Source organism: Psychroserpens sp. S379A (assembly GCF_049800755.1).
Lineage (GTDB): Bacteria > Bacteroidota > Bacteroidia > Flavobacteriales > Flavobacteriaceae > Psychroserpens.
In genome coordinates, this window is sequence record NZ_JBNAFQ010000002.1 from 465,031 (window position 1) to 486,543 (window position 21,513).

Annotated in this window: 23 protein-coding genes; 15 read left to right on the plus strand and 8 right to left on the minus strand. The window is 32.4% G+C overall.

Features of this window, described 5'->3' with window-relative positions; genetic code table 11:
• Positions 1-23 precede the first annotated feature (23 nt).
• The 12 genes from atpE (at position 24) to ACP15M_RS06930 (ending at position 11,144) form a co-directional block, all read left to right on the plus strand.
• Positions 24-215, plus strand: coding sequence for an ATP synthase F0 subunit C (gene atpE, locus ACP15M_RS06875; RefSeq protein WP_425076449.1), 192 nt, complete (start codon positions 24-26; stop codon positions 213-215).
• A gap of 76 nt (positions 216-291) precedes the next feature.
• A complete protein-coding gene (locus tag ACP15M_RS06880) occupies positions 292-792 on the plus strand; it encodes a F0F1 ATP synthase subunit B (RefSeq protein ID WP_425076450.1) in 501 nt (166 codons plus the stop codon).
• Positions 793-798: 6 nt separating this feature from the next.
• Positions 799-1,335 carry an ATP synthase F1 subunit delta gene (gene atpH / locus ACP15M_RS06885; protein WP_425076451.1) on the plus strand — a complete coding sequence of 179 codons (537 nt, stop codon included), beginning with the start codon at positions 799-801 and terminating at the stop codon, positions 1,333-1,335.
• 43 nt (positions 1,336-1,378) lie between these two features.
• Positions 1,379-2,959, plus strand: coding sequence for a F0F1 ATP synthase subunit alpha (atpA, locus tag ACP15M_RS06890; RefSeq protein WP_425076452.1), 1,581 nt, complete (start codon positions 1,379-1,381; stop codon positions 2,957-2,959).
• A 124-nt stretch (positions 2,960-3,083) separates the two neighbouring features.
• Positions 3,084-3,944 (plus strand): ATP synthase F1 subunit gamma, encoded by an 861-nt coding sequence (gene atpG / locus ACP15M_RS06895; protein ID WP_425076453.1) that lies wholly within the window; start codon positions 3,084-3,086, stop codon positions 3,942-3,944.
• Positions 3,945-4,151: 207 nt separating this feature from the next.
• Complete coding sequence (locus tag ACP15M_RS06900; protein WP_425076454.1) at positions 4,152-4,661, plus strand: hypothetical protein; 510 nt, start codon at positions 4,152-4,154, stop codon at positions 4,659-4,661.
• Positions 4,662-4,718: 57 nt separating this feature from the next.
• Positions 4,719-6,155 carry a lipopolysaccharide biosynthesis protein gene (locus tag ACP15M_RS06905; protein ID WP_425076455.1) on the plus strand — a complete coding sequence of 479 codons (1,437 nt, stop codon included), beginning with the start codon at positions 4,719-4,721 and terminating at the stop codon, positions 6,153-6,155.
• Positions 6,156-6,195: 40 nt separating this feature from the next.
• Positions 6,196-6,630 carry a dUTP diphosphatase gene (dut, locus tag ACP15M_RS06910; RefSeq protein WP_425076456.1) on the plus strand — a complete coding sequence of 145 codons (435 nt, stop codon included), beginning with the start codon at positions 6,196-6,198 and terminating at the stop codon, positions 6,628-6,630.
• Positions 6,631-6,719: 89 nt separating this feature from the next.
• On the plus strand, positions 6,720-7,739 hold the full coding sequence (locus ACP15M_RS06915) for a sugar phosphate nucleotidyltransferase (protein WP_425076457.1): 1,020 nt from the start codon (positions 6,720-6,722) through the stop codon (positions 7,737-7,739).
• A 39-nt stretch (positions 7,740-7,778) separates the two neighbouring features.
• Positions 7,779-9,137, plus strand: a complete 1,359-nt coding sequence (locus tag ACP15M_RS06920; RefSeq protein ID WP_425076458.1) for a tetratricopeptide repeat protein — start codon at positions 7,779-7,781, stop codon at positions 9,135-9,137.
• A gap of 53 nt (positions 9,138-9,190) precedes the next feature.
• Entirely contained in the window at positions 9,191-9,931 is a 741-nt protein-coding gene (locus ACP15M_RS06925; RefSeq protein WP_425076459.1) for a DUF4292 domain-containing protein, read from the plus strand.
• The gene (locus ACP15M_RS06930; protein WP_425076460.1) at positions 9,921-11,144 is read left to right on the plus strand and encodes a murein hydrolase activator EnvC family protein; all 1,224 of its coding nucleotides are present in this window, start codon (positions 9,921-9,923) and stop codon (positions 11,142-11,144) included. Before ACP15M_RS06925 ends, ACP15M_RS06930 begins: the two co-directional genes overlap by 11 nt.
• A 50-nt stretch (positions 11,145-11,194) precedes the next feature.
• On the opposite strand, the gene ACP15M_RS06935 is transcribed toward ACP15M_RS06930, so the two are convergent.
• The 3 genes from ACP15M_RS06935 to ACP15M_RS06945 form a co-directional block, all read right to left on the minus strand.
• Positions 11,195-11,407: a DUF6515 family protein gene (locus ACP15M_RS06935; protein WP_425076461.1), complete on the minus strand. Its 213-nt coding sequence runs from the start codon at positions 11,405-11,407 to the stop codon at positions 11,195-11,197.
• Between the two features lie 92 nt (positions 11,408-11,499).
• On the minus strand, positions 11,500-12,009 hold the full coding sequence (locus tag ACP15M_RS06940; RefSeq protein WP_425076462.1) for an acyl-CoA thioesterase: 510 nt from the start codon (positions 12,007-12,009) through the stop codon (positions 11,500-11,502).
• Between the two features lie 71 nt (positions 12,010-12,080).
• A complete protein-coding gene (locus tag ACP15M_RS06945) occupies positions 12,081-13,022 on the minus strand; it encodes an SPOR domain-containing protein (protein ID WP_425076463.1) in 942 nt (313 codons plus the stop codon).
• 100 nt (positions 13,023-13,122) lie between these two features.
• On the opposite strand from ACP15M_RS06945, the gene dprA reads away from it, so the two are divergent.
• On the plus strand, positions 13,123-14,226 hold the full coding sequence (dprA, locus tag ACP15M_RS06950) for a DNA-processing protein DprA (protein WP_425076464.1): 1,104 nt from the start codon (positions 13,123-13,125) through the stop codon (positions 14,224-14,226).
• A gap of 75 nt (positions 14,227-14,301) precedes the next feature.
• Here the strand turns inward: dprA and trpS are convergent, their stop codons facing one another.
• Positions 14,302-15,270 carry a tryptophan--tRNA ligase gene (gene trpS, locus ACP15M_RS06955; RefSeq protein WP_425076465.1) on the minus strand — a complete coding sequence of 323 codons (969 nt, stop codon included), beginning with the start codon at positions 15,268-15,270 and terminating at the stop codon, positions 14,302-14,304.
• Between the two features lie 113 nt (positions 15,271-15,383).
• Here trpS and ACP15M_RS06960 point away from each other — a divergent pair, with 113 nt between their 5' ends.
• Positions 15,384-16,148 (plus strand): lysophospholipid acyltransferase family protein, encoded by a 765-nt coding sequence (locus ACP15M_RS06960; RefSeq protein ID WP_425076466.1) that lies wholly within the window; start codon positions 15,384-15,386, stop codon positions 16,146-16,148.
• 51 nt (positions 16,149-16,199) lie between these two features.
• On the opposite strand, the gene ACP15M_RS06965 is transcribed toward ACP15M_RS06960, so the two are convergent.
• From ACP15M_RS06965 to recA, 4 genes are all read right to left on the minus strand, one after another.
• Entirely contained in the window at positions 16,200-17,807 is a 1,608-nt protein-coding gene (locus tag ACP15M_RS06965) for a hypothetical protein (RefSeq protein ID WP_425076467.1), read from the minus strand.
• Positions 17,807-18,349 carry an RNA polymerase sigma factor gene (locus ACP15M_RS06970; protein ID WP_425076468.1) on the minus strand — a complete coding sequence of 181 codons (543 nt, stop codon included), beginning with the start codon at positions 18,347-18,349 and terminating at the stop codon, positions 17,807-17,809. The genes ACP15M_RS06965 and ACP15M_RS06970 overlap by 1 nt, the downstream gene beginning before the upstream one ends.
• A 34-nt stretch (positions 18,350-18,383) precedes the next feature.
• A complete protein-coding gene (locus ACP15M_RS06975; protein ID WP_425076469.1) occupies positions 18,384-18,812 on the minus strand; it encodes a hypothetical protein in 429 nt (142 codons plus the stop codon).
• A 118-nt stretch (positions 18,813-18,930) separates the two neighbouring features.
• Positions 18,931-19,935, minus strand: coding sequence for a recombinase RecA (recA, locus tag ACP15M_RS06980; protein WP_425076470.1), 1,005 nt, complete (start codon positions 19,933-19,935; stop codon positions 18,931-18,933).
• A 429-nt stretch (positions 19,936-20,364) separates the two neighbouring features.
• Here recA and ACP15M_RS06985 point away from each other — a divergent pair, with 429 nt between their 5' ends.
• The gene (locus ACP15M_RS06985) at positions 20,365-21,429 is read left to right on the plus strand and encodes a rhodanese-related sulfurtransferase (RefSeq protein ID WP_425076471.1); all 1,065 of its coding nucleotides are present in this window, start codon (positions 20,365-20,367) and stop codon (positions 21,427-21,429) included.
• Positions 21,430-21,513 lie beyond the last annotated feature (84 nt).

Consider the following 21,513-nt stretch of genomic DNA (forward strand, 5'->3'; position numbering starts at 1 on the left):
GTTTAATTTTTAATATATATATTATGGAAATTCCAGTAATGGTAGGAGCAGGTTTAATTGTTATCGGTGCAGGTTTAGGTATCGGTAAAATTGGTGGTAGCGCAATGGATGCTATTGCACGTCAACCAGAAGCTTCTGGAAAAATTCAAACAGCAATGTTAATTGCTGCTGCCTTAATTGAAGGTATTGGATTTGCTGCATTATTTGCAGTTTAAAACACAAAAAACAGCTTTAACGGTTGGTTAAAGCTGTTTTTTAAAATTAAATATTTATTAAAAACTATAGATATAAATGGAAAAGTTGATAAATGAGTTTTCAGTAGGGTTATTCTTCTGGCAATTAGTGTTATTTATTGGATTAGTATTATTATTAAGAAAAGTAGCTTGGAAACCTATTCTTAATGCTGTAGAAAAAAGAGAAGAAGGTATTCAAGGCGCTTTAGACGCAGCTGAAAAAGCTAAACTTGAAATGCAAAACCTTCAGGCTGATAACGAAAAGCTTTTAAAAGAAGCAAGAGCTGAGCGTGAAGCAATGTTAAAAGAAGCGCGTGATATCAAAAACAAAATGATTGAAGACGCTAAAGAAGATGCTAGAGAAGAAGCAGGAAAGCTAATAGCACAAGCGCAAGCATCTATTGAAACAGAAAAGAAAGCTGCTATTGCCGAATTAAAATCACAAGTGGCAAACCTTTCAATTGATATTGCAGAAAAAGTAGTACGTGAAGAACTTTCTAACAAAGACAAACAAATCAAATTGGTAGAGTCAATGTTAGGTGAAGCGACATTAAACTAATAGATTATGTCAGGAACAAGAGCAGCAATTCGTTACGCAAAAGCAGTTTTAAGTATAGCTGTAGATCAAAAATCTACTGAAGCTGTTTATAATGACATGAAGCTAATTGCAAAAACTGTATCTGAAAATACAGATCTTGATTTAGCATTAAAAAATGCTATTGCAAAGCAAGACACGAAGAAACAGATTTTAAATCAAGTGTTTCCAAAGTTAAACACCTTATCATCTAAATTATTTGATGTATTAGTTGATAATAACAGAATTGATACTATTGCAGATGTAGCTCGTAAGTATAATGAGTTGTACGAAGCTCATATTGGTATAGAAAAAGCTACTGTAACAACTGCAGTTCCAATGACTGATGATTTAGAAATCAAAGTGATGGCTAAAATCAAAGAGCTAACAAGCAAATCTGTTGAGCTAGAAAATATTGTAGATGAAAGCATTATTGGTGGTTTCATTTTACGTGTTGGAGATATTCAATATAATGCTAGCATTGCTAATAAGCTAAACAAATTAAAAAGAGAATTTACATTAAATTAAAATTGAGTTAGATGTATATCTAACCTCTAATATCTAAATAAAGATGGCAGAAGTAAAACCAGCTGAAATATCAGCAATCTTAAAACAACAACTTTCAGGTTTTGAAGCAGGTGCTTCATTAGACGAAGTAGGAACAGTATTAACTGTTGGTGACGGAATTGTACGTGCTTACGGACTTTCTAACGCGCAATACGGAGAATTAGTAGAATTCGATGGTGGCTTAGAAGGTATTGTACTTAACCTAGAAGAAGATAACGTAGGTATTGTATTGTTAGGTCCTTCTAAAGAAGTTAAAGAAGGTTCTACTGTTAAAAGAACCAATAAAATTGCATCTATCAACGTAGGTGAAGGTATAGTTGGTCGTGTGGTTGATACGCTTGGTAATCCAATTGATGGTAAAGGTCCTATTTCTGGAGATACTTATCAAATGCCATTAGAGCGTAAAGCTCCTGGTGTTATCTATCGTGAACCAGTAACTGAACCATTACAAACAGGTATTAAGTCTATCGATGCCATGATTCCTGTAGGTAGAGGACAACGTGAGTTAGTTATTGGTGACCGTCAAACTGGTAAAACAACAGTTTGTATTGATACCATCCTTAATCAAAAAGAATTTTACGATGCAGGTGAGCCTGTATATTGTATATATGTTGCTGTAGGTCAAAAAGCATCTACTGTAGCCAATATTGCTAAAGTATTAGAAGAAAGAGGTGCATTAGCATACACAACTATAGTTGCTGCAAACGCATCAGATCCAGCACCAATGCAAGTATATGCACCAATGGCAGGAGCTGCAATTGGAGAATATTTTAGAGATACTGGTCGTCCAGCTTTAATTATTTATGATGATTTATCTAAGCAAGCGGTTGCATATCGTGAGGTGTCATTATTATTACGTCGTCCTCCAGGACGTGAGGCGTATCCTGGTGACGTTTTCTACTTACACTCTAGATTATTAGAGCGTTCTGCAAAAGTTATTAATGATGATAATATTGCTAAAGAAATGAATGATTTACCAGATAGCTTAAAGCCTATGGTAAAAGGAGGAGGTTCTTTAACAGCTTTACCAATTATTGAAACACAAGCAGGTGACGTTTCTGCATATATTCCAACGAACGTAATTTCGATTACTGATGGACAAATTTTCTTAGATGGTGATTTATTTAACTCTGGTGTTCGTCCAGCAATTAACGTAGGTATTTCTGTATCTCGTGTTGGTGGTAACGCTCAGATTAAATCAATGAAGAAGGTATCTGGTACATTAAAATTAGATCAAGCACAATTCCGTGAATTAGAAGCCTTTGCTAAGTTTGGTTCAGATTTAGATGCTGTAACATTAAACGTAATTGAAAAAGGAAAGCGTAACGTTGAAATATTAAAACAAGCGCAGAACGATCCATTTACAGTTGAAGATCAAATTGCAATTATTTACGCTGGATCTAAAAACTTACTTAAGGACGTTCCTGTTAATAAAGTGAAAGAGTTTGAAAGAGATTTTATCGAATTCTTAAATGCTAAGCACAGAGATGTATTAGACACTTTGAAAACTGGAAAATTAACTGATGAAGTTACAGATACATTAAGCAATGTAGCTAAAGATTTATCAGGAAAGTATAGAGCATAAAAAGTTAAAAAGTATAAAGTTATAAGCTTTAGTAAGCTTGTTATAACTCTATATTTAATAAGAATTGTCACTCTGAGCGCAGTCGAAGAGTCTTGTTAAAATAACATTCTAATTAAATTAAAGAATGGCAAACTTAAAAGAAATACGTAATAGAATATCTTCGGTATCTTCAACGATGCAGATTACTAGTGCCATGAAAATGGTATCTGCTGCAAAATTGAAAAAGGCTCAAGATGCTATTACTGCTATGCGACCTTATGCAGATAAGTTGACAGAGCTTTTACAAAGTTTAAGTGCAACTTTAGATGCAGATTCTGGAAGTAAATTTGCAGACCAACGTGAAGTTAAAAAAGTATTGTTGGTTGCAATTACCTCTAATAGAGGTTTAGCAGGTGCATTCAACTCTAATATTATCAAAGAGGTTACAAAATTAACTTCAGAAAAGTATGCTAATCAAGAAGTGTCTTATTTAGCTATTGGTAAAAAAGCTAATGATGCTTTCAAAAAAAGCAACAAAGTTATTTCTAATAACAGTGATGTTTACGATGATTTAACATTTGATAATGTTGCTGAAATTGCTGAGATGCTAATGGAAAAATTTGTTGATGGTGAGTTTGATAAAATTGAAGTCGTTTACAACAAATTTAAAAATGCTGCAACGCAAATTGTAATGACTGAACAATTTTTGCCAATTGTACCAATTGAGAGTGACTCAAATGTAAACCTAGATTACATTTTTGAACCTTCAAAAGCTGAAATCGTTGAGCAATTAATTCCGAAGTCTTTAAAAACACAATTATACAAAAGTATAAGAGATAGTTTTGCTAGTGAACATGGCGCACGTATGACAGCAATGCACAAAGCAACTGACAATGCTACTGAATTGAGAGATCAGTTAAAATTAACATACAACAAAGCACGTCAGGCTGCAATTACCAACGAGATTTTAGAAATTGTTGGTGGAGCGGAAGCATTGAACAATTAGACGCAGTCAAATGCTTCAAAGAAAGAGAAGCATTGAACAATTAGAATGTCATTCAGATCGTAAGCGAAGAATCTAAATAAACTAAAAACGTCATGCTGAACTTGTTTCAGCATCTCAAACAAATATGAAAAGCCCAACTCATTTGAGTTGGGCTTTTTTATGGCATTAAATTTGAAATCATATCTTTATAGAACTAACGATTTTGCTATGAAAACCATAAAATATATTACTTCACTTGTATTAATGCTGATACTTATGGCAAGTTTTTCACAATGTTCAACAGCTCAGAAATTACAAGCAAAAGCTCCAATAGAATTTGGTGAAGTTTATGCTCAAAAGTGGGTAGCTGGTATTAAAGAAGGAGGTTCAGGTATTAATGTGTTTATTCCAGTCAATGACAATTCAATACCTCTAGACAGTATGTTTTTTAGAGGTAAAAAGGTGAAAATGGAATTCAAAAAAGGAGATACTATATGTTACATAGGTCGATTTAAAACAAATGCCAATCAACAGAACGACATTATTTTAAGTTCTGACATGAGTGAAGAATCAAAAAACAGACTACCTCAGCCCAAAGAACAAATACCTTTTGAATTAAAAGATGATGAATGTGTGGTTTCTTACAGACAAAACAATAAAACCTTGTATTATAAGATTTCAAATATTAAAATGAAACAACCATTGCACTATCCCAGTGCTCCACCAAACGGACAATAACATATCTTTGGTTAGCGTTGTCTAAAAACGTATTTTTAGCAGAACAAAATTTTACTTTTGAGCGTACTAAAAACTTTTTTAAAAGACACCGTTATCTATGGTTTGGCGATTGTGGTACCCAAATTAGTTAACGTTCTTTTGGTACGTTTACATACTGATGTGCTTCCAAATGAAGGCTATTCTGAAAACACAGAGTTTTACGTCGTTGCAGCTTTTTTTAATGTGATTTTAACTTATGGAATGGAAACATCGTTCTTTAGGTTTTATAGTAAAAACAAAGACAAAAAAAGCGTTTTATCAACAGCAATGATAACTATTGTCACGAGTACAATAATTTTTGGAACACTTCTATTTTTGTTTAGAGTTCCAATTTCTGAAGCATTAAGAATCAATACCGATTTCTATTCAATTCTCGTAGGTATAACACTTCTCGACACTCTAATCGTAATCCCGTTTGCTTACTTAAGAGTAACTGGTAGACCAATAAAATTTGCATTTATTAAACTCATTAATATACTCGTTATTGTTGTATTAAACCTCTTGTTTTTATCAACGGCATTTAGATCTAATACTCTAAGACACCTTTTTAGTGTTGAAAATGATGTTGAGTATATATTTATTGCAAACCTAATAGCTAGTGCAGTTGTATTGGTTTTTGTATTGCCATACTTTTTTAAGGCAAAATGGAATTTTGACACCAAAATCTTAAAGCAATTATTAAATTATAGTTGGCCTATTATGGTTGCTGGTTTGGCTTTTGTAATTAATGAAAATTTAGATAAATGGTTGTTGCCAGAAATTGAAGGTGAATTTATTAATGGAGCTTATAGTGCTTGCTATAAATTGGCAGTATTTATGACCTTATTTATTCAAGCTTTTAGAATGGGAGCAGAACCGTTTTTCTTTAATCATTCAGATAAAAACAACGCCACACAAACCTATGCTACTATTTTAAAATATTTCACAATTGTTGGTAGTCTTGGTCTTATGATTGTAGTTGTATATATTGATGTATTACGACCTTTTCTTATTAAAAAAGAAAGTTATTTATTAGCATTAGATATTGTTCCAATTGTATTATTAGCTAACCTTTGTTTAGGCATTTATCACAACTTATCAATCTGGTATAAGCTCACAGACCGAACACGTTTCGGGATGTATATTTCACTTATTGGAGCAGCAATAACGATTGGTTTTAATATTGTGTTTATTCCTAAAATAGGCTTTATGGCTTGTGCTTATGCAACACTTATTGCTTATGGATTGATGATGCTAATTTCGTATGTTTTAGGAAAACGTTATTATCCAGTGCCTTACGATTTAAAACGGATTACATTATACTTGTTAATTAGTACAGGATTTAGTTTTATAACTTATTATCATTTGGATAGAAATATATGGTTAGGAACTGTATTTTTGTTACTCTTTTTACTTTTAATCATTGTATTAGAACGAAAAGAATTGAAAATATTAATAAGTAAAACCAATAATTAATTTAAATATCACTTTGAGCGTAGTCGAGAAGTCTTAAATTATGCAAATCAAAATTATAAATAAATCTAATCACGACTTGCCGCATTATGAAACCATTGCTTCTGCAGGAATGGATCTTAGAGCAAGCATTTCTGAACCAAGAACCTTAAAACCTTTAGAACGTAGTATTGTAGGCACAGGATTGTTTATCGAATTACCAGTTGGTATTGAAGCTCAAGTACGTCCTAGAAGTGGTTTAGCGGCTAAAAAAGGCATTACTGTACTTAATGCACCTGGAACTATAGATGCAGATTACAGAGGAGAGATAGGTGTGATTTTAGTAAACTTATCTAGCGAAGATTTTGTGATTAATAATGGCGAACGTATCGCTCAACTGGTAATCGCAAAACACGAACGTGCCGAATGGGACGAAGTAAATGAACTTTCTAAAACCGCTAGAGGCGAAGGCGGTTTTGGAAGCACAGGAGTTAAATAACAAGATTAGAATCTATAAAACCTATTTTAGAATGTCATTTCGAGCGTAGTCGAGAAATCTCTAAATCATTAAAGAAAACAAATACATACATGAAAATAATAGTACCAATGGCTGGTCGAGGTTCTCGTCTTAGACCACATAGTTTAACTGTACCAAAACCTTTAATTCCAGTAGCTGGACAACCTATTGTTCACAGACTCGTTAAAGATATTGCAAAAGTATTAAAGCAACCTATCGACGAGATTGCTTTTGTTTTAGGAGATCCAGCTTGGTTTGGTGATGATGTTGTAGAAAGTTTAAAAAGCTTAGCAACTAGTTTAGGAGCTAAACCGTCTATCTATCGTCAAGACCAACCTTTAGGAACAGGTCACGCTATTATGTGTGCTGAGCCTTCATTATCTGGACCTGCTGTAATTGCTTATGCAGATACTTTAATTCGTGCAGAATTCGATTTAGATGCAGAAGCCGATAGTGTCATTTGGACAAAGCGTGTCGCAAATCCTGAAGCTTATGGTGTAGTCAAGTTAAACGACAAACAAGAGATTATAGAATTGGTTGAAAAACCTGAAACGTTTGTAAGTGATCAAGCGGTTATTGGTATTTATTACTTTAAAGATGTTGCTGTTTTAAAAGGAAAACTTCAGGAAATTTTGGATGAAAACATTATGAATGGAGGCGAATATCAAATTAATGATGGTATTAAACGCATGATGGCAGAAGGGAAAATTTTTAAAACAGGAACAGTTGACGAATGGATGGATTGTGGAAACAAAAATGTAACCCTTGACACCAACGCTAAAATGTTAGGTTTTTTAGCTTCAGATAATGAAGAACAATTAATAGCTAATTCAGTTAAAAATAATAACTCAACCATAATTGAGCCTTGTTGTATTGGAGACAATGTGGTATTGAACAATGCAACCATAGGTCCTAATGTTAGTATAGGAAACAATTGTACAATAGACAATTCAACCGTTAAAAATAGCTTAATACAAACGCATACCTCTATTAAAAATGCTAATTTAGACAATGCTATGATAGGTAATCATGTTAGTTATGATGGAAACTTTACTAGTATAAGCATTGGTGACTATTCAGTTTTGGAATAATTATTGTCATTAAGAGCATAAGCGAAGCATCTCAAATTGATGAATAAACAAGTTTACATACTCATTCTTTTCTTCGGAATTTTTTTCGTTCCGAAGATAAATCATGCTCAAGTTGATTTTAATAAACTTCCAGACGATGATTTAGGGAACTACGAAGATGCTTACCAAGAACATTTTTTTGAAGCCTTGAAACAAAAAGGCATTGAAAATTACCAACGTTCGGTTGATGAGTTGCTTAAATGCATCAAAATTGATGATTCTGATCCTACTTTATTTTTTGAATTAGGAAAGAATTATAAAATGCTTAAAAATTTTGGAGCAGCCGAAGACGCACTAAAAGAAGCGACATCAAAGTCTCCAGAAAATGAATGGTTTCTCGATGAGCTTTATGATGTGTATATGCAACAGAACGATATCGATAAAGCACTAAAGACAGTTAAACAACTGGTTAAGTTTCATCCCGATTATAAACAAGATTTAGCAAGTTTATATATAGAAGCTAAAAAGTACAACAATGCTTTAGATATTCTAGATGAACTTGATGAAGAGTTTGGATATAGTAAAGACAGAGACTATTTAAGAAATCAAATTTATGATCTTACAGGTAATGATGATGATCGTATTGAAAACCTAGAAGAACGCGTCAATAAAAATCCAGAAGACGAAGCAAGTTACCTCAGACTTATTTACAGATATAGCGAAACAGGAGATAAAGAAAAAGCGTTTAACACAGCAAAAGCGCTATTAGAATCAAATCCAGAATCGCGATTAGTACATTTAGCCTTGTATAAGTTTTATTTAGACGATAATACTACTGATGAGGCTATTAACTCGATGAGAATTGTGCTAACAAGTCCAAATATTAAGCCAGAAGCCAAAGCTAAAGTCCTTAATGATTTTGTGAAGTTTGTGTCTGAAAATCCAGAATATGAACCTCAGTTAGTTGAAATTACGGCACTTATTGATGATGATAAGAGTCCAAAAACCTTAAGAGAATTAGCACAATATCATTTAAAAATAAATGATAAAGAAAAAGCGTTAGGTTATTTAGAAGCGATTTTAGAGGAAGAGCCTAACGATTTTAAGACCATCAAAGATGTGTTGATGTTACGATTAGATTTAAATAAAGATACAGAAGCTGAGAAATTAAGTGCTGAAGCCTTAGAATTATATCCAGCGCAACCCATTTTGTATTTAGCAAATGGTGTGGCAAATAATAAATTGAATCAGCCTAAAAAAGCGATTGAAAGCTTAGAAATGGGAGTTGATTTTGTTATTGATGACTCTAAGATGCTATCAGATTTTTATACGCAATTAAGTATAGCATATAAACAAAGCAATAATATTACCAAATCTGAAGCGTTTGCTAAAAAGGCAGAAGCATTGTCTAAGCAGTAAATCATGTGATGAAAAGTATAAAACTTAATATTATAATTCTTTTAGTCCTTAGCATGGCAATATCTTGTAAGTCGACTAAAACTATTGCATCTTCAGGTGAAATTAGTGAGAGTATTTCTGCAAAACAATTAATTAGAGAAAATGCAAAGCAAGGCGCAAAATTTAAAACCTTACAAGCCAAAGTTAAAATAGATTACACTCAAGATTTACAAGAACAAGGGTATTCGGTTAATCTTAGAATGGAAAAGGATAGAACCATTTGGATTAATGCCACTTTAGGCTTAGCTAGAGCAATGATAACTCCAGATAAGGTTAGCTTTTACGATAGAATCAATAATCAATTTTTTGAAGGTGATTACGCTTTGTTGAGCAATTTATTAGGTGTTGAACTCAACTTTGAAAAAGTTCAAAGTTTACTGTTAGGTGAATCACTTTTTAATTTAAAAGATGGAAAGTATACAGCTTCAACAAATGATAAATCCTATATTCTTCAGCCCAAAGAACAATCAGCTTTATTAGAGTTGTTTCTGTTATTGAATCCTTCACATTTTAAAATGGATTCTCAGCAATTGCTTCAGCCGTTAAAGAAACGATATTTACAGGTAGATTATTTGGCTTATCAAGATGTAGATAAAGAAATTCTTCCGAAAGACATTAAAATTATTGCAATAGAAAACAACGAAGAAGTGATTATTGCTATGGAATATAAATCGGTTTCTCTAAATGAAGAAGTTCGTTTTCCATTCAAAATTCCTTCAGGATTTAAAGAAATCATATTAAACGATGCACCATAAACCAACCTACATTTTTATTTTTTTATGTTTCTTTTTAAGTGTTTCTATTGCAAATTCGCAAAGTGCAAAGCAGAAGGAGCTAGAAGCAAAACGTCAAAAGTATCAAAACGAATTAAAGCAGATTAATGCATTATTGTTTTCAGATAGAAAAAAGGAAAAATCTTTAGTGTCTTTGGTTGAAGATTTAAATTACAAGATTAGTGTAAGGAGAAATCTTATTAGAATTACAAACGATCAAGCCAATTTATTAACGCGTGAGATTAATGCCAATCAAAATGAGATTACCAGTTTAAGAAATCAACTAAAAGAATTAAAAGCGAGTTATGCTGATATGGTTGTGAAATCGTATAAAAGCAAATCTGAGCAAAGTCGTGTGATGTTTCTACTATCTTCAGATAATTTTAAACAAGCATACAAACGTTTACAGTATATCAAGCAATATGCAAATTATCAAAAGGAACAAGGCGAATTGATTAAAGCAAAAACCCTTAAACTTCAAGAGTTAAATACCGATTTATCACGTCAAAAAAAAGACAAAGACAAACTTGTATTAGATAACAAACAAGTAAAAAAACAACTTGAAGTTGAACTTAGAGAACAAGAAGACTTAATGGCTTCCATTAGAAAAAACCTAAGTAATTACACTTCTCAAGCGAGGCAAAAACAACAAGAAATTAACAGAATAGATAAAGAAATTGATCGCTTAATACGTGAAGCAATTGCAGCATCAAATAAGAAAGCTGGCAAGAAAACATCTTCAAGTAAATTTGTCTTAACACCAGAAGCCAAAGCTTTGGCTCGAAACTTTGAGTCTAACAAAGGAAAACTACCTTGGCCAGTTCAAAAAGGCGTGGTTAAAGTAAGGTATGGAAAACAACCTTCTCCAATAGATAGAACCGTTAGTATAAATAGTCAAGGTGTTAAAATAGCGACAGAAAAAGGGACGAAAGTAAGAGCCGTTTTTGATGGTGTTGTGTCTCAAATTTTGGTGATACCTAATGCCAATCCTGTGGTAATGATACGACATGGTAATTATATTACAGTATATAAAAACATGTCTAAAATTTATGTCAAAAAAGGAGATAAAGTCAATACCAAACAGGAAATAGGTGAGGTGTTTACAAATCGTTCTACTGGAGAGACCATGTTAGGCTTTGGTGTATATAAAGATTCAAAAACTCAAAATCCTGCAATTTGGGTGTATAAAATGTGACATAAAATGTCATCCTGAACTTGTTTGAGGATCTTATATATTATTATTTTTCACACTCTCACTACAACATAACCTCGACGTGTTTTTTTGTAATGCTTTCCATTCCAGAAATAATAACGTTTTCCTTTTAGTCTTACAACCTTATAATGTTTTGGAGGTGTTTTAACCACAGTTACAGTTGAAGGTGTCACAACAACACGACGTGCACAAGAATTAAAACTCAATAAGCCGATGGCTAATAATAATGTGATAAATGTCTTCATAGTATTCAATATTTGATTCTATGATAGGACTTCTACTTTGTAGAAAGGTTTAACGTAAAGGTTCCTCTATATCAGTCGGAAGGACATTTAGTTTATTCAAACAAAGCTTTTAATTCAGTAGCATCACTTGGTTTCATTTTTCCAGCAAGAACTAAACTTAATTGCTTACGACGTAAAGCGCCATCAAAGCGTTCTTTTTCTAGTTTGGTTTCAGCAATTAATTCTGGGACTTTTACAGGTCGTCCAGTTTCGTCAACAGCCACAAAGGTATAAATAGCTTCATTAGCTTTAATACATTCACCAGACTCACGATCTTCAATCCAAACGTCAATATAAACTTCCATAGAACTCGAGAATGCACGAGACACTTTAGCTTCAATAGTCACAACACTACCTAAAGGAACAGAGCGATTAAAAGCGACATGATTAACTGAAGCAGTAACAACTATTCGTCTGCTATGTCGTCTTGCTGAAATACTTGCAGCACGATCCATACGCGCTAAAAGTTCTCCACCAAATAAGTTGTTTATTGGATTCGTCTCACTTGGTAAGACCAAATCGGTCATTATGGTTTTTGACTTAAATGCAGTTTTTGGTTCCATTACATTTTCGTTTAGAAAGTGCAAAGGTAAGGCGAATTATTGTGCCATTCAGAACGAAGTGAAGAATCTTTTTAATCTAAAGCTTTAACCAACAACCAAGCGTCTCTGTTATGCTCATGTTTTATTTGACGAAGCGCTTGTAAAGCTTCTAGTCTATCAGAATAACTGGCATAGACCACTTCATGAAGTCCGTATTTATTAGCACCAATTTTTCTAGCTTTATAGCCTTGAGTTCTTAATTGATTTACTTTTTTATCTGAATTAGCTTCCATTCTAAATGCACCAGCAACAATATGGTAGTTACCTGTTTGTTTTTGCTCTACAGAAAGTGTTGCAGCAGGTAACGGATTATCAATTACAAAAGTAGCTTCTTGAACTTTATGCTCTAATTGTTGGTTGGCTTCTTCTTGTGCTAATTGATTATGTGTTTCAATTTGATTTACATAATAATTTGAAGCTGCAAAACCACCAATAGTTAACGCAACTAATGCAATTGCTGCGTACTTTAAATATGAGCGAGATTTACGTTTTTCTGGAGTAACTACTAACGGAATTACTTCTTCAATAGCTTTTACTTCTTCTTTATAAACTTCACGAGTAATGTTTTGAGAAGTAAACTGAGATAAACCAAAAGCATCAGTTAAGTAGTTAATATGAAGCGAAGGTTCAAAATTAATTTTACCTTCTTTATTCAATAATAATTCTCCTATATTTTTAAATGCAATGGTTTCGCCTTCAACTAAATACGATTTAATCGATTTTACTTGCTTAGCAACTTTTTCTACAGCTACTTCATAAGGCACCTTTTCAACATCTGCAATATAATTGGCTAATAAACCATCGTTATTTTGCAATTGCTCGTTAAAAGATAATGCTTTTTTTGGCGGATAAAACGCATGCGTAGTATCGTGAATTTTTGCCGAAACGCGATGTGTTAAAAACGCACCAAATTCTGGTACAGTAACACAATCGTATCTATATAATAAGTCGCTGATGTAAGTCTCTAATTGCATAAAACAAAGTTATAAATTTTTGAATGTGAATAAAACATGAATTGAAGTATTTATTAACAAGGAAATTTTTAGTATTTTAATAGAAAATAATCTACAAAACATGATAGATGAAGAATTATTATATGTTTTAGCATTACAGCATGTTCCAAAATTAGGAGATGTTACTGCAAAAAAACTAATACATTATTGTGGTTCTGCCGAAGCAATATTTAAAGAAAAACGACAGAACTTACTTAAAATTGATGGCATTGGTGCCACTACAATTAAAGGTTTATATAATGCTGAACATATAAAAGCAGCTGAAGCTGAGTTAAAGTTTATTAAGGAGCAAGCGATTACCTGTTTGTATTTTAGTGATGATTTATATCCTGAAAAATTGAAGCACTGTATTGATGCACCAATACTTTTGTTTCAAACAGGCCATATTAATCTTAAGCAACAACGCATTATTAGTGTTGTTGGTACTCGAAAAATCACAACTTATGGTATTGCTTTCTGCGAAAAATTAATAGAGCAACTAGCCGCTTTCAATCCTATTATTGTATCGGGTTTTGCTTACGGAACAGATATTACTGCTCAAAAGGCAGCCATAAAGCATAAGTTACAAACCATTGGTTGCTTGGCTCATGGTTTAAATCAAATCTATCCGAAAACACATAAAAAATATGTCGCTGAGGTTGAAAAGCATGGCGGATTTTTAACAGATTTTTGGAGTTCTGACGTGTTTGATAGAAACAATTTTTTAAAGCGAAACCGAATTATAGCAGGAATGAGTGAAGCGACAATTGTTATTGAATCTGCCGAAAAAGGCGGAAGCTTAGTAACAGCTGATATTGCCAACTCTTATAATCGAGATGTATTTGCTCTTCCAGGTCGCGTAACCGATAGTCAGAGTTTAGGGTGTAATAATTTAATCAAATACCAACAAGCACACGTGTTATCAAATCCTATGGATGTGCCTTATATTTTAAATTGGGAATTAGAAGCTAAAGAAAAACCAGTAATTCAAAAACAGTTATTTGTTGAGCTGACTTCAGAAGAAAAAATCATTTTTAATTACCTCAAAGATAACGACAAACAACTTTTAGATGTGATTGCTTTAGAATGTAAGATGCCAATTTTTAAAGTTGCAAGTGTTTTACTTAATATGGAATTAAAAGGCATTATACGACCACTGCCAGGAAAATTATTTGAGTTGGTTTAATTTGTTACGTTCAGCCACAAAGTGAATAAGCGTTAGTACAATTAGCACAATAGGTGTTAAAATTAGCCAATCAAATTAATAACCTGATTTTTCTCTTACACGTTGTAATACATCATTAGCCACTTTTTTAGCTTTTTCTGTACCAACTGCTAAGGCTTCATCAAGTTCATTTAGATGTGACATGTAGTGATTATAACGCTCACGTGGTGTTGCGAATTTTTCAAGTATTAGTTCGTATAAAGCTTGTTTGGCATGACCATAACCATAACCACCATTTTCGTAGTTAGCTTTCATGGTTTCAATCTCAGTATCTGAAGCTAATAATTTATAAATTGCAAAACAGTTACATGTTTTCCAGTCTTTAGGATCTTCTAAAGGTGTGCTATCGGTTTCGATAGACATGATTTGCTTTCGTAATTTTTTTTCTGGAAGAAAAATATTGATAAAATTATTTCTACTCTTACTCATTTTTTCACCATCTGTTCCAGGAATAAGCTTAGTGTTTTCTTGAACTTTGGCTTCAGGCAGTATAAAGGTTTCACCCATTTTAGCATGAAAACGGGTTGCAACATCACGTGTCATTTCAATATGTTGCAATTGGTCTTTTCCAACAGGAATAATTTCAGCATCGTACAACAAAATATCTGCAGCCATTAGCATAGGATACATAAATAAACCAGAGTTTACATCGTCTAAACGATCAGCTTTATCCTTAAAACCATGAGCAAGCATTAATCTTTTATAAGGAAAAAAACAATTTAAATACCAAGCTAACTCTGTCACTTGAGGAATATCACTTTGTCTGTAAAACACAGTCTTATTTATGTCAAGTCCAAAGGCTAACCAAGTTGCAGCAACCGAATAGGTGTTGTGTCTCAACTCTTCAGCATCTTTAATTTGTGTAAGTGTATGCATATTAGCGATAAACAAAAACGATTCATTTTTTTGGTTGTTAGCCATTTCTATGGCAGGTATGATTGCGCCTAAAATATTTCCTAAATGAGGTGTTCCTGTACTTTGTATTCCTGTGAGTATTCTTGCCATGTTTACTTTCCGTTTAGAAGGAAATCAATTTAATTAGTATTTCAACATATATCGTCAGCAAAGGTAATTTTTTTAGTAGAATTGTTGAATAAATTTGACTAGTTTTGAGCCACATGAGGCTTTTTAAGTACATCTTTTGGATTTTATATCGTATCTGGTTCTACATTTTGGTAGCACTTCCTATAATTGTTTTATTTCCAATTTTGCTTATTTCAATTCTTAAAGAATCATGGTATCCATTCTTTTTTAAGCTGGCTCGATTTTGGGCACGTTTTATTTTGATAGGAATGGGATTTCATATAAAAATTAATAAAGAGCAAGTTCCAGAGTCTAATAAAAGTTATATGTTTATTGCCAATCACACCTCAATGACAGATATTATGCTCATGTTAGTTGCTGTTAAAAATCCGTTTGTTTTTGTTGGTAAAAAAGAATTGGCTAAAATTCCTTTATTTGGATTTTTCTACAAACGCACTAGTATTTTAGTCGATAGAAGCAGTGCGAAAAGTAGACAAGCTGTATTTTTAAGAGCACAGCGACGTTTAAAGCAAGGCATGAGTATTTGCATTTTTCCAGAAGGAGGTGTTCCAGATGAAAGTATTGTGTTAGATGAATTTAAAGATGGTGCTTTCAGAATGGCTATTAATCATCATATTCCAATTGTACCTTTAACGTTTCCAGATAATAAAAAACGATTTTCGTATACATTCTTTAGTGGAAGTCCAGGATTGATGAGAATCAAAATACATAAGTTTATTCCTACTGAAGAGTTAACTATTAAAGATACTAAACAGTTGAATGCAAAATCTAGAGAATTAATATTGAATGCATTATTGGCATTTAATAACAACAAAAAAGCTACTCTTGGCACAGAGTAGCTTTTGAGTAGTTACTGAGGTTAACAATAACTATCTAACCAACTAAAAAACCTAAAACTTAAAACTAAGTCCAGTATAAACACCAATAAAATAAGGGTTAAAATTACCAGACGTATTATTAAATGTATTTATTTGATACTTGAATGTTGGTTCAAGATTAAATTGAAATTGCTTTGAAAAGTTATAGTTTAAGCCAATTCCGAAATTAGCAGTATAACTTAAATCTCTAACATTACTAGCTTCACCTAATCGTGTACGATTACCATTATTTAAAACAGCATATACATCATTATCACTTAAAAACAAAGTGCTAAAACCACCAATTAGATGCAATCCTATTTTCTTTTCAACTAAGCTATATTCGATTTCTATAGGAACCTCAATAAAACCAAGTTGTTGATCTATAGAGCCATGTTCTTTTGTAAATAAAGTTGCAGGAGCGTTATCAAACTTAAAGTTTTTTGCACTGTAAATAGAGTGCTGACTCATACTATCAACTAAATTTACGTTAGCAATTTGTCTTGTACCAAGAGCTACAGGATTTGTGTTTTCAAAAATTAACACATCATTGGTTTTATAGCCTAATTGTACTTTGTTAACACCTGCTCTAATCTTTAATTTTTTGCTAACTGCATAACTTCCAGTTATACCATAACTCATATTGATTTCAGATTCTTTTGTGTTTTCTACAAATTGATTATCTAAAGGAGAGCCATCACCAAATGAGCTAAAATAAACAGGCGCTACGTTTGGCGAAACACTCCATTTGTTTAGTTTTTCTTCGGTGTTTTCTTTTTCATCTGTATCTTCTGTTTCAGCTATGGCATTTTCAATGGCATTGGTTTCTTCTTTCTGCTCTTTGTTTTGAGTAATCTCTTCAATTGTGTTGTCTTCTGTTTCTGAGTTATTGTTTTCGTCTGTATTTCCTTTTACCACAGAAGTAGTAGTATCAGTTTTTGAAGACTTAATGATTTTATCTATTTCTGATTGCGGTTTTAGTACATTGTCTGAACTATTTTTATACTTAGAATTACTTTCGGTATTTTTAACAACAGTTTCCTTTGTAGAAAGGTTTTTAATTGGATTTGATTTTTCTTCAATTGATGCTTTATAAGTTTTGTTTGAATTTGAAGCCTTTTTATTTTGAAGCCTTTCTTTAAATTTAACATCAGTTGAATTTTCAGAAGCAACAACGGATTCATTTTTACTGTCTGAATGTATGCGATTACTGTTATGTTTTTGAATTGAAGCCTTTTTTTCTTCTTCTTCGTTAGTAGTGTTTTCAAGATTGATGTCTGCTACATTTTCATCGTTATTATTATTTTCAATTAAATCTTTAGAAGCTGACTTTTGCGGAAGTGTATTGCTTTCACCTTTTGGTTTAAGATCATTGTTCTGCTTAGAATCATCAACAATAACATCTTTTGTAATTCCATCTTTTTCTGAAGTATTAAAAATACGATTAGCAACAGTAAACAATAAGATTATACCAGCAGCAATACCAGCGACTTTCCACCAAATAGGAATAATACGTCGTCTTTTACGTTTACCTTCATGAAGACGTTCTTCAATATGTTGCCAAACATGATCTTTGGGAGTCGCTTCAAAATTTTTGAGCTTTTCCTTAAAAAGTTTATCTATGTTCTTTTTATCGTTCATTATAAGCTTTGCGAATTTGTATTCGCTTTATAGTGTTCTATTTTTTGTTTTAAAATCAATCGTGCTCGAGCAAGATTTGATTTTGATGTTCCGATAGATATTTCAAGCATTTTTGCAATTTCTTTGTGCGAAAAATCATCTAAAGCATATAAATTAAATACCAATCTATATCGATCTGGCAACTCTTGAATGATTTGAAGCAAATAATCTAAACTAATGTTATCTTCATCAACTTCAACAGATACCTCTTCAATTTGATCTTCATTAACGAGGTTAAAAACACCAGCACTTCTATAACGTTGTAAAGCTGTATTGATAGTGATTCGTTTTATCCATCCTTCAAAAGAGCCTTTACTTTTAAATTGATTTATTTTATTAAATATAGTCACATAGGCATCTTGTAAATTATCTTCAGCTTCGGCATAGTTGCGTGAATACTTCAAGCAAATCGAAAACAGTTTACTCGCATAGAGTTTATATATTTGACTTTGAGCCTGAGCATCATTTTTTTGGCATTGTGCTATGAGTTGTTCTAAACTCAAATGTGTTAGTTTTATTTATTGATGTATAATTTAATTAGTCTCCGTCAACCACCACAGGAACTTCTACAACATAATATGTGTCATTACTACTTGCGTTTTCACCTTGCCAAAACTTAAACACATAAGGTTCAAAACTATTGACCTGAAAGTTAAATGACACTTCTTCAACATTTTCATTGGGATCAAGAGTTTGGCAATCTTGATTAGAAAATACAGTTGTAATAATCGCAATTGTTCGCTGATTAAGTTCACTTAAATAATAGAAATCGTTAAACAGATGACAACCTGAAGGTCTTAAATAAGTCATCGTTATTTCATAGGTGTTGCCATACTCAAATTCAGTAGGCATATCAACACTTTCGATAGGTAGGGTTTCATAATAAAAATCCAATGATCTATCCTCATCAGGACTGCAAGAGAACACGCTGAAGATTAAAAACCCTAACAAAAATAATTTCTTCATATAATTAAATATTTAGGTAATATATACCTTAATCAATATATAGATGCAACAGAATAATAAAGGTTGCGTCTGTAAAACAAAAAAATCCCAAATTTGGGATTTTTTTGTTGAAATAAATTTAATTGTTTTCTTTAATAAGAGCTCTAACCTTATCTTCAAGTTCATCCATTAATTCTGGATTATCTTTTATTAATGCTTTTACAGCATCGCGACCTTGACCTAATTTAGTTTCGCCATAACTAAACCAAGAGCCACTTTTTTTAACGACTTCATGTTCGACAGCTAGATCTAATATTTCACCGACTTTTGAAATACCTTCACCATACATAATGTCAAATTCGCACATTTTAAAAGGTGGAGCCACTTTATTTTTTACAACCTTAACTCTAGTTTTATTTCCAGCAACATTGCCATCAGTTTCTTTAATCTGTGTAGAACGTCTAATATCTAATCGCACTGAAGCATAAAATTTTAAAGCGTTTCCTCCAGTAGTTGTTTCTGGGTTACCAAACATAACACCAATTTTCTCTCTCAATTGATTGATAAAAATCACTGTGCAATTGGTTTTACTTATAGAGCCAGTAAGCTTTCTTAAAGCTTGAGACATTAATCGCGCATGAAGTCCCATTTTTGAGTCACCCATTTCGCCTTCAATTTCACTTTTAGGAGTCAATGCAGCAACCGAATCGACAACAACAATATCAATAGCTCCTGAGCGAATTAAATTATCGGCAATTTCTAGAGCCTGTTCACCATTATCTGGTTGAGAGATGATAAGGTTGTCGATATCTACATTTAATTTTTCGGCATAGGTTCTATCAAAAGCATGTTCTGCATCAATAAAAGCAGCAATTCCTCCAGCTTTTTGAGCTTCAGCTATGGCATGTAGTGTTAATGTGGTTTTACCAGAAGATTCTGGACCGTAAATTTCAATAACTCTACCTCTAGGATAACCACCAACACCTAAAGCGATATCTAATCCTAAAGAACCAGAAGATATAGCATCTACATCAACGACTGCTTGGTCGCTCATTTTCATTACTGTTCCTTTTCCGTAGGCTTTATCGAGTTTGTCTAAAGTTAATTTTAAGGCTTTTAATTTTGCGTCTTTTTCACTGCTCATTTCAATCTGTTTTTATTTGATAGGTTTGCTAAATTACAACAACTTTTAATTTTTTTCAATGTAATAACGCAACCTTTTTAAACATTTTGCATCTACCAATTGAGATTGGGAAATCTTGCTATGAAAAAGGTCAGTAATATGACATATCCATTAAATTAATTCTTGAAATAAAGATGAGATTTTTTAGAAAAATTATTTTTAACAACGCTTTTGATGTTTCAGTTTCTGTACACGTTAATAGCAACTGTAAATCAGATGGAGGTTAACTTACATTATATTTTTAAGAACAAATTAAAAATATTAATAACGAGTTAGTCTGAAAGAAGCACTTATGATATTCATAAGTGCTTCTTTGTCTTTTATACCAAGCAACTAAATACTTTTCACTATCTTTGCCATTCATTTTTTAACACCTAAAACTCGTATAGCATGCAACTGTACAATAACTTAAGTGCTAAAGAAAGAGCCGAACTTATTGAAAAAGCAGGAAAAGACCGCTTAACAATCTCTTTCTACAAGTACGCCAAAATTGGCAATACCGAAATTTTTAGAAATCATATGTTTTTAGCTTGGAACGATTTTGACGTTTTAGGAAGAATATATATTGCTAAAGAAGGCATTAATGCTCAGCTTTCTGTTCCAGCAGAAAACTTCGAAATTTTTAAAAATCATTTAGACACCATTTCATTTTTAGAAAATGTAAGGTTAAATATTGCCATTGAACATGATAATTTTGCCTTTTTAAAACTGAAAGTAAAAGTGCGTCATAAGATTGTAGCAGATGGATTGAATGATGATTCGTTTGATGTAACAGATAAAGGAGTTCATGTAGATGCTGAAAAGTTTAACGATTTAATTGAAGATCCAAATACAGTATTGGTAGATATGCGTAACCATTATGAAAGTGAAATTGGACACTTTAAAAATGCGATTACTCCAGACGTAGACACCTTTAGAGAATCTTTAGATCTTATTGAAGAAGATTTGAGGGAACATAAAGAGGACAAAAACCTTGTTATGTATTGCACAGGAGGAATTCGTTGTGAAAAAGCAAGTGCTTACTACAAACATAAGGGCTTTAAAAATGTATTTCAATTGGAAGGCGGAATCATCAATTATGTAAGACAAATTGAAGCCAATAATTTAGAAAATAAATTCTTAGGTAAGAACTTTGTCTTTGACGAACGACGTTCTGAGCGTATTTCAGATGATATTATTGCCAATTGTCACCAATGTGGTAAACCAGCAGACATGCATACTAATTGTGCTAATGAAGCATGCCATTTGTTATTTATACAATGTGATGAGTGTAAAGAAAAAATGGACAACTGTTGTTCATCTCATTGTCAAGAAATCATAAAGCTTCCTTACGAAGAGCAAAAAGCGTTGCGAAAAGGTCAAGGTAATAGCAATGACATCTTTAAAAAAGGTAGAGCAGATCACTTACCTTTTAAAAAGGATTTACGCAATATTTTTGAAGTTTTAAAAAAGTAAAAACAATTTATTTCAATATATAAAGAAGAAACTGTCTTTTAGAATTTTCAGTTGAATTAATAATCTTATCTTTACGTTTAAAAT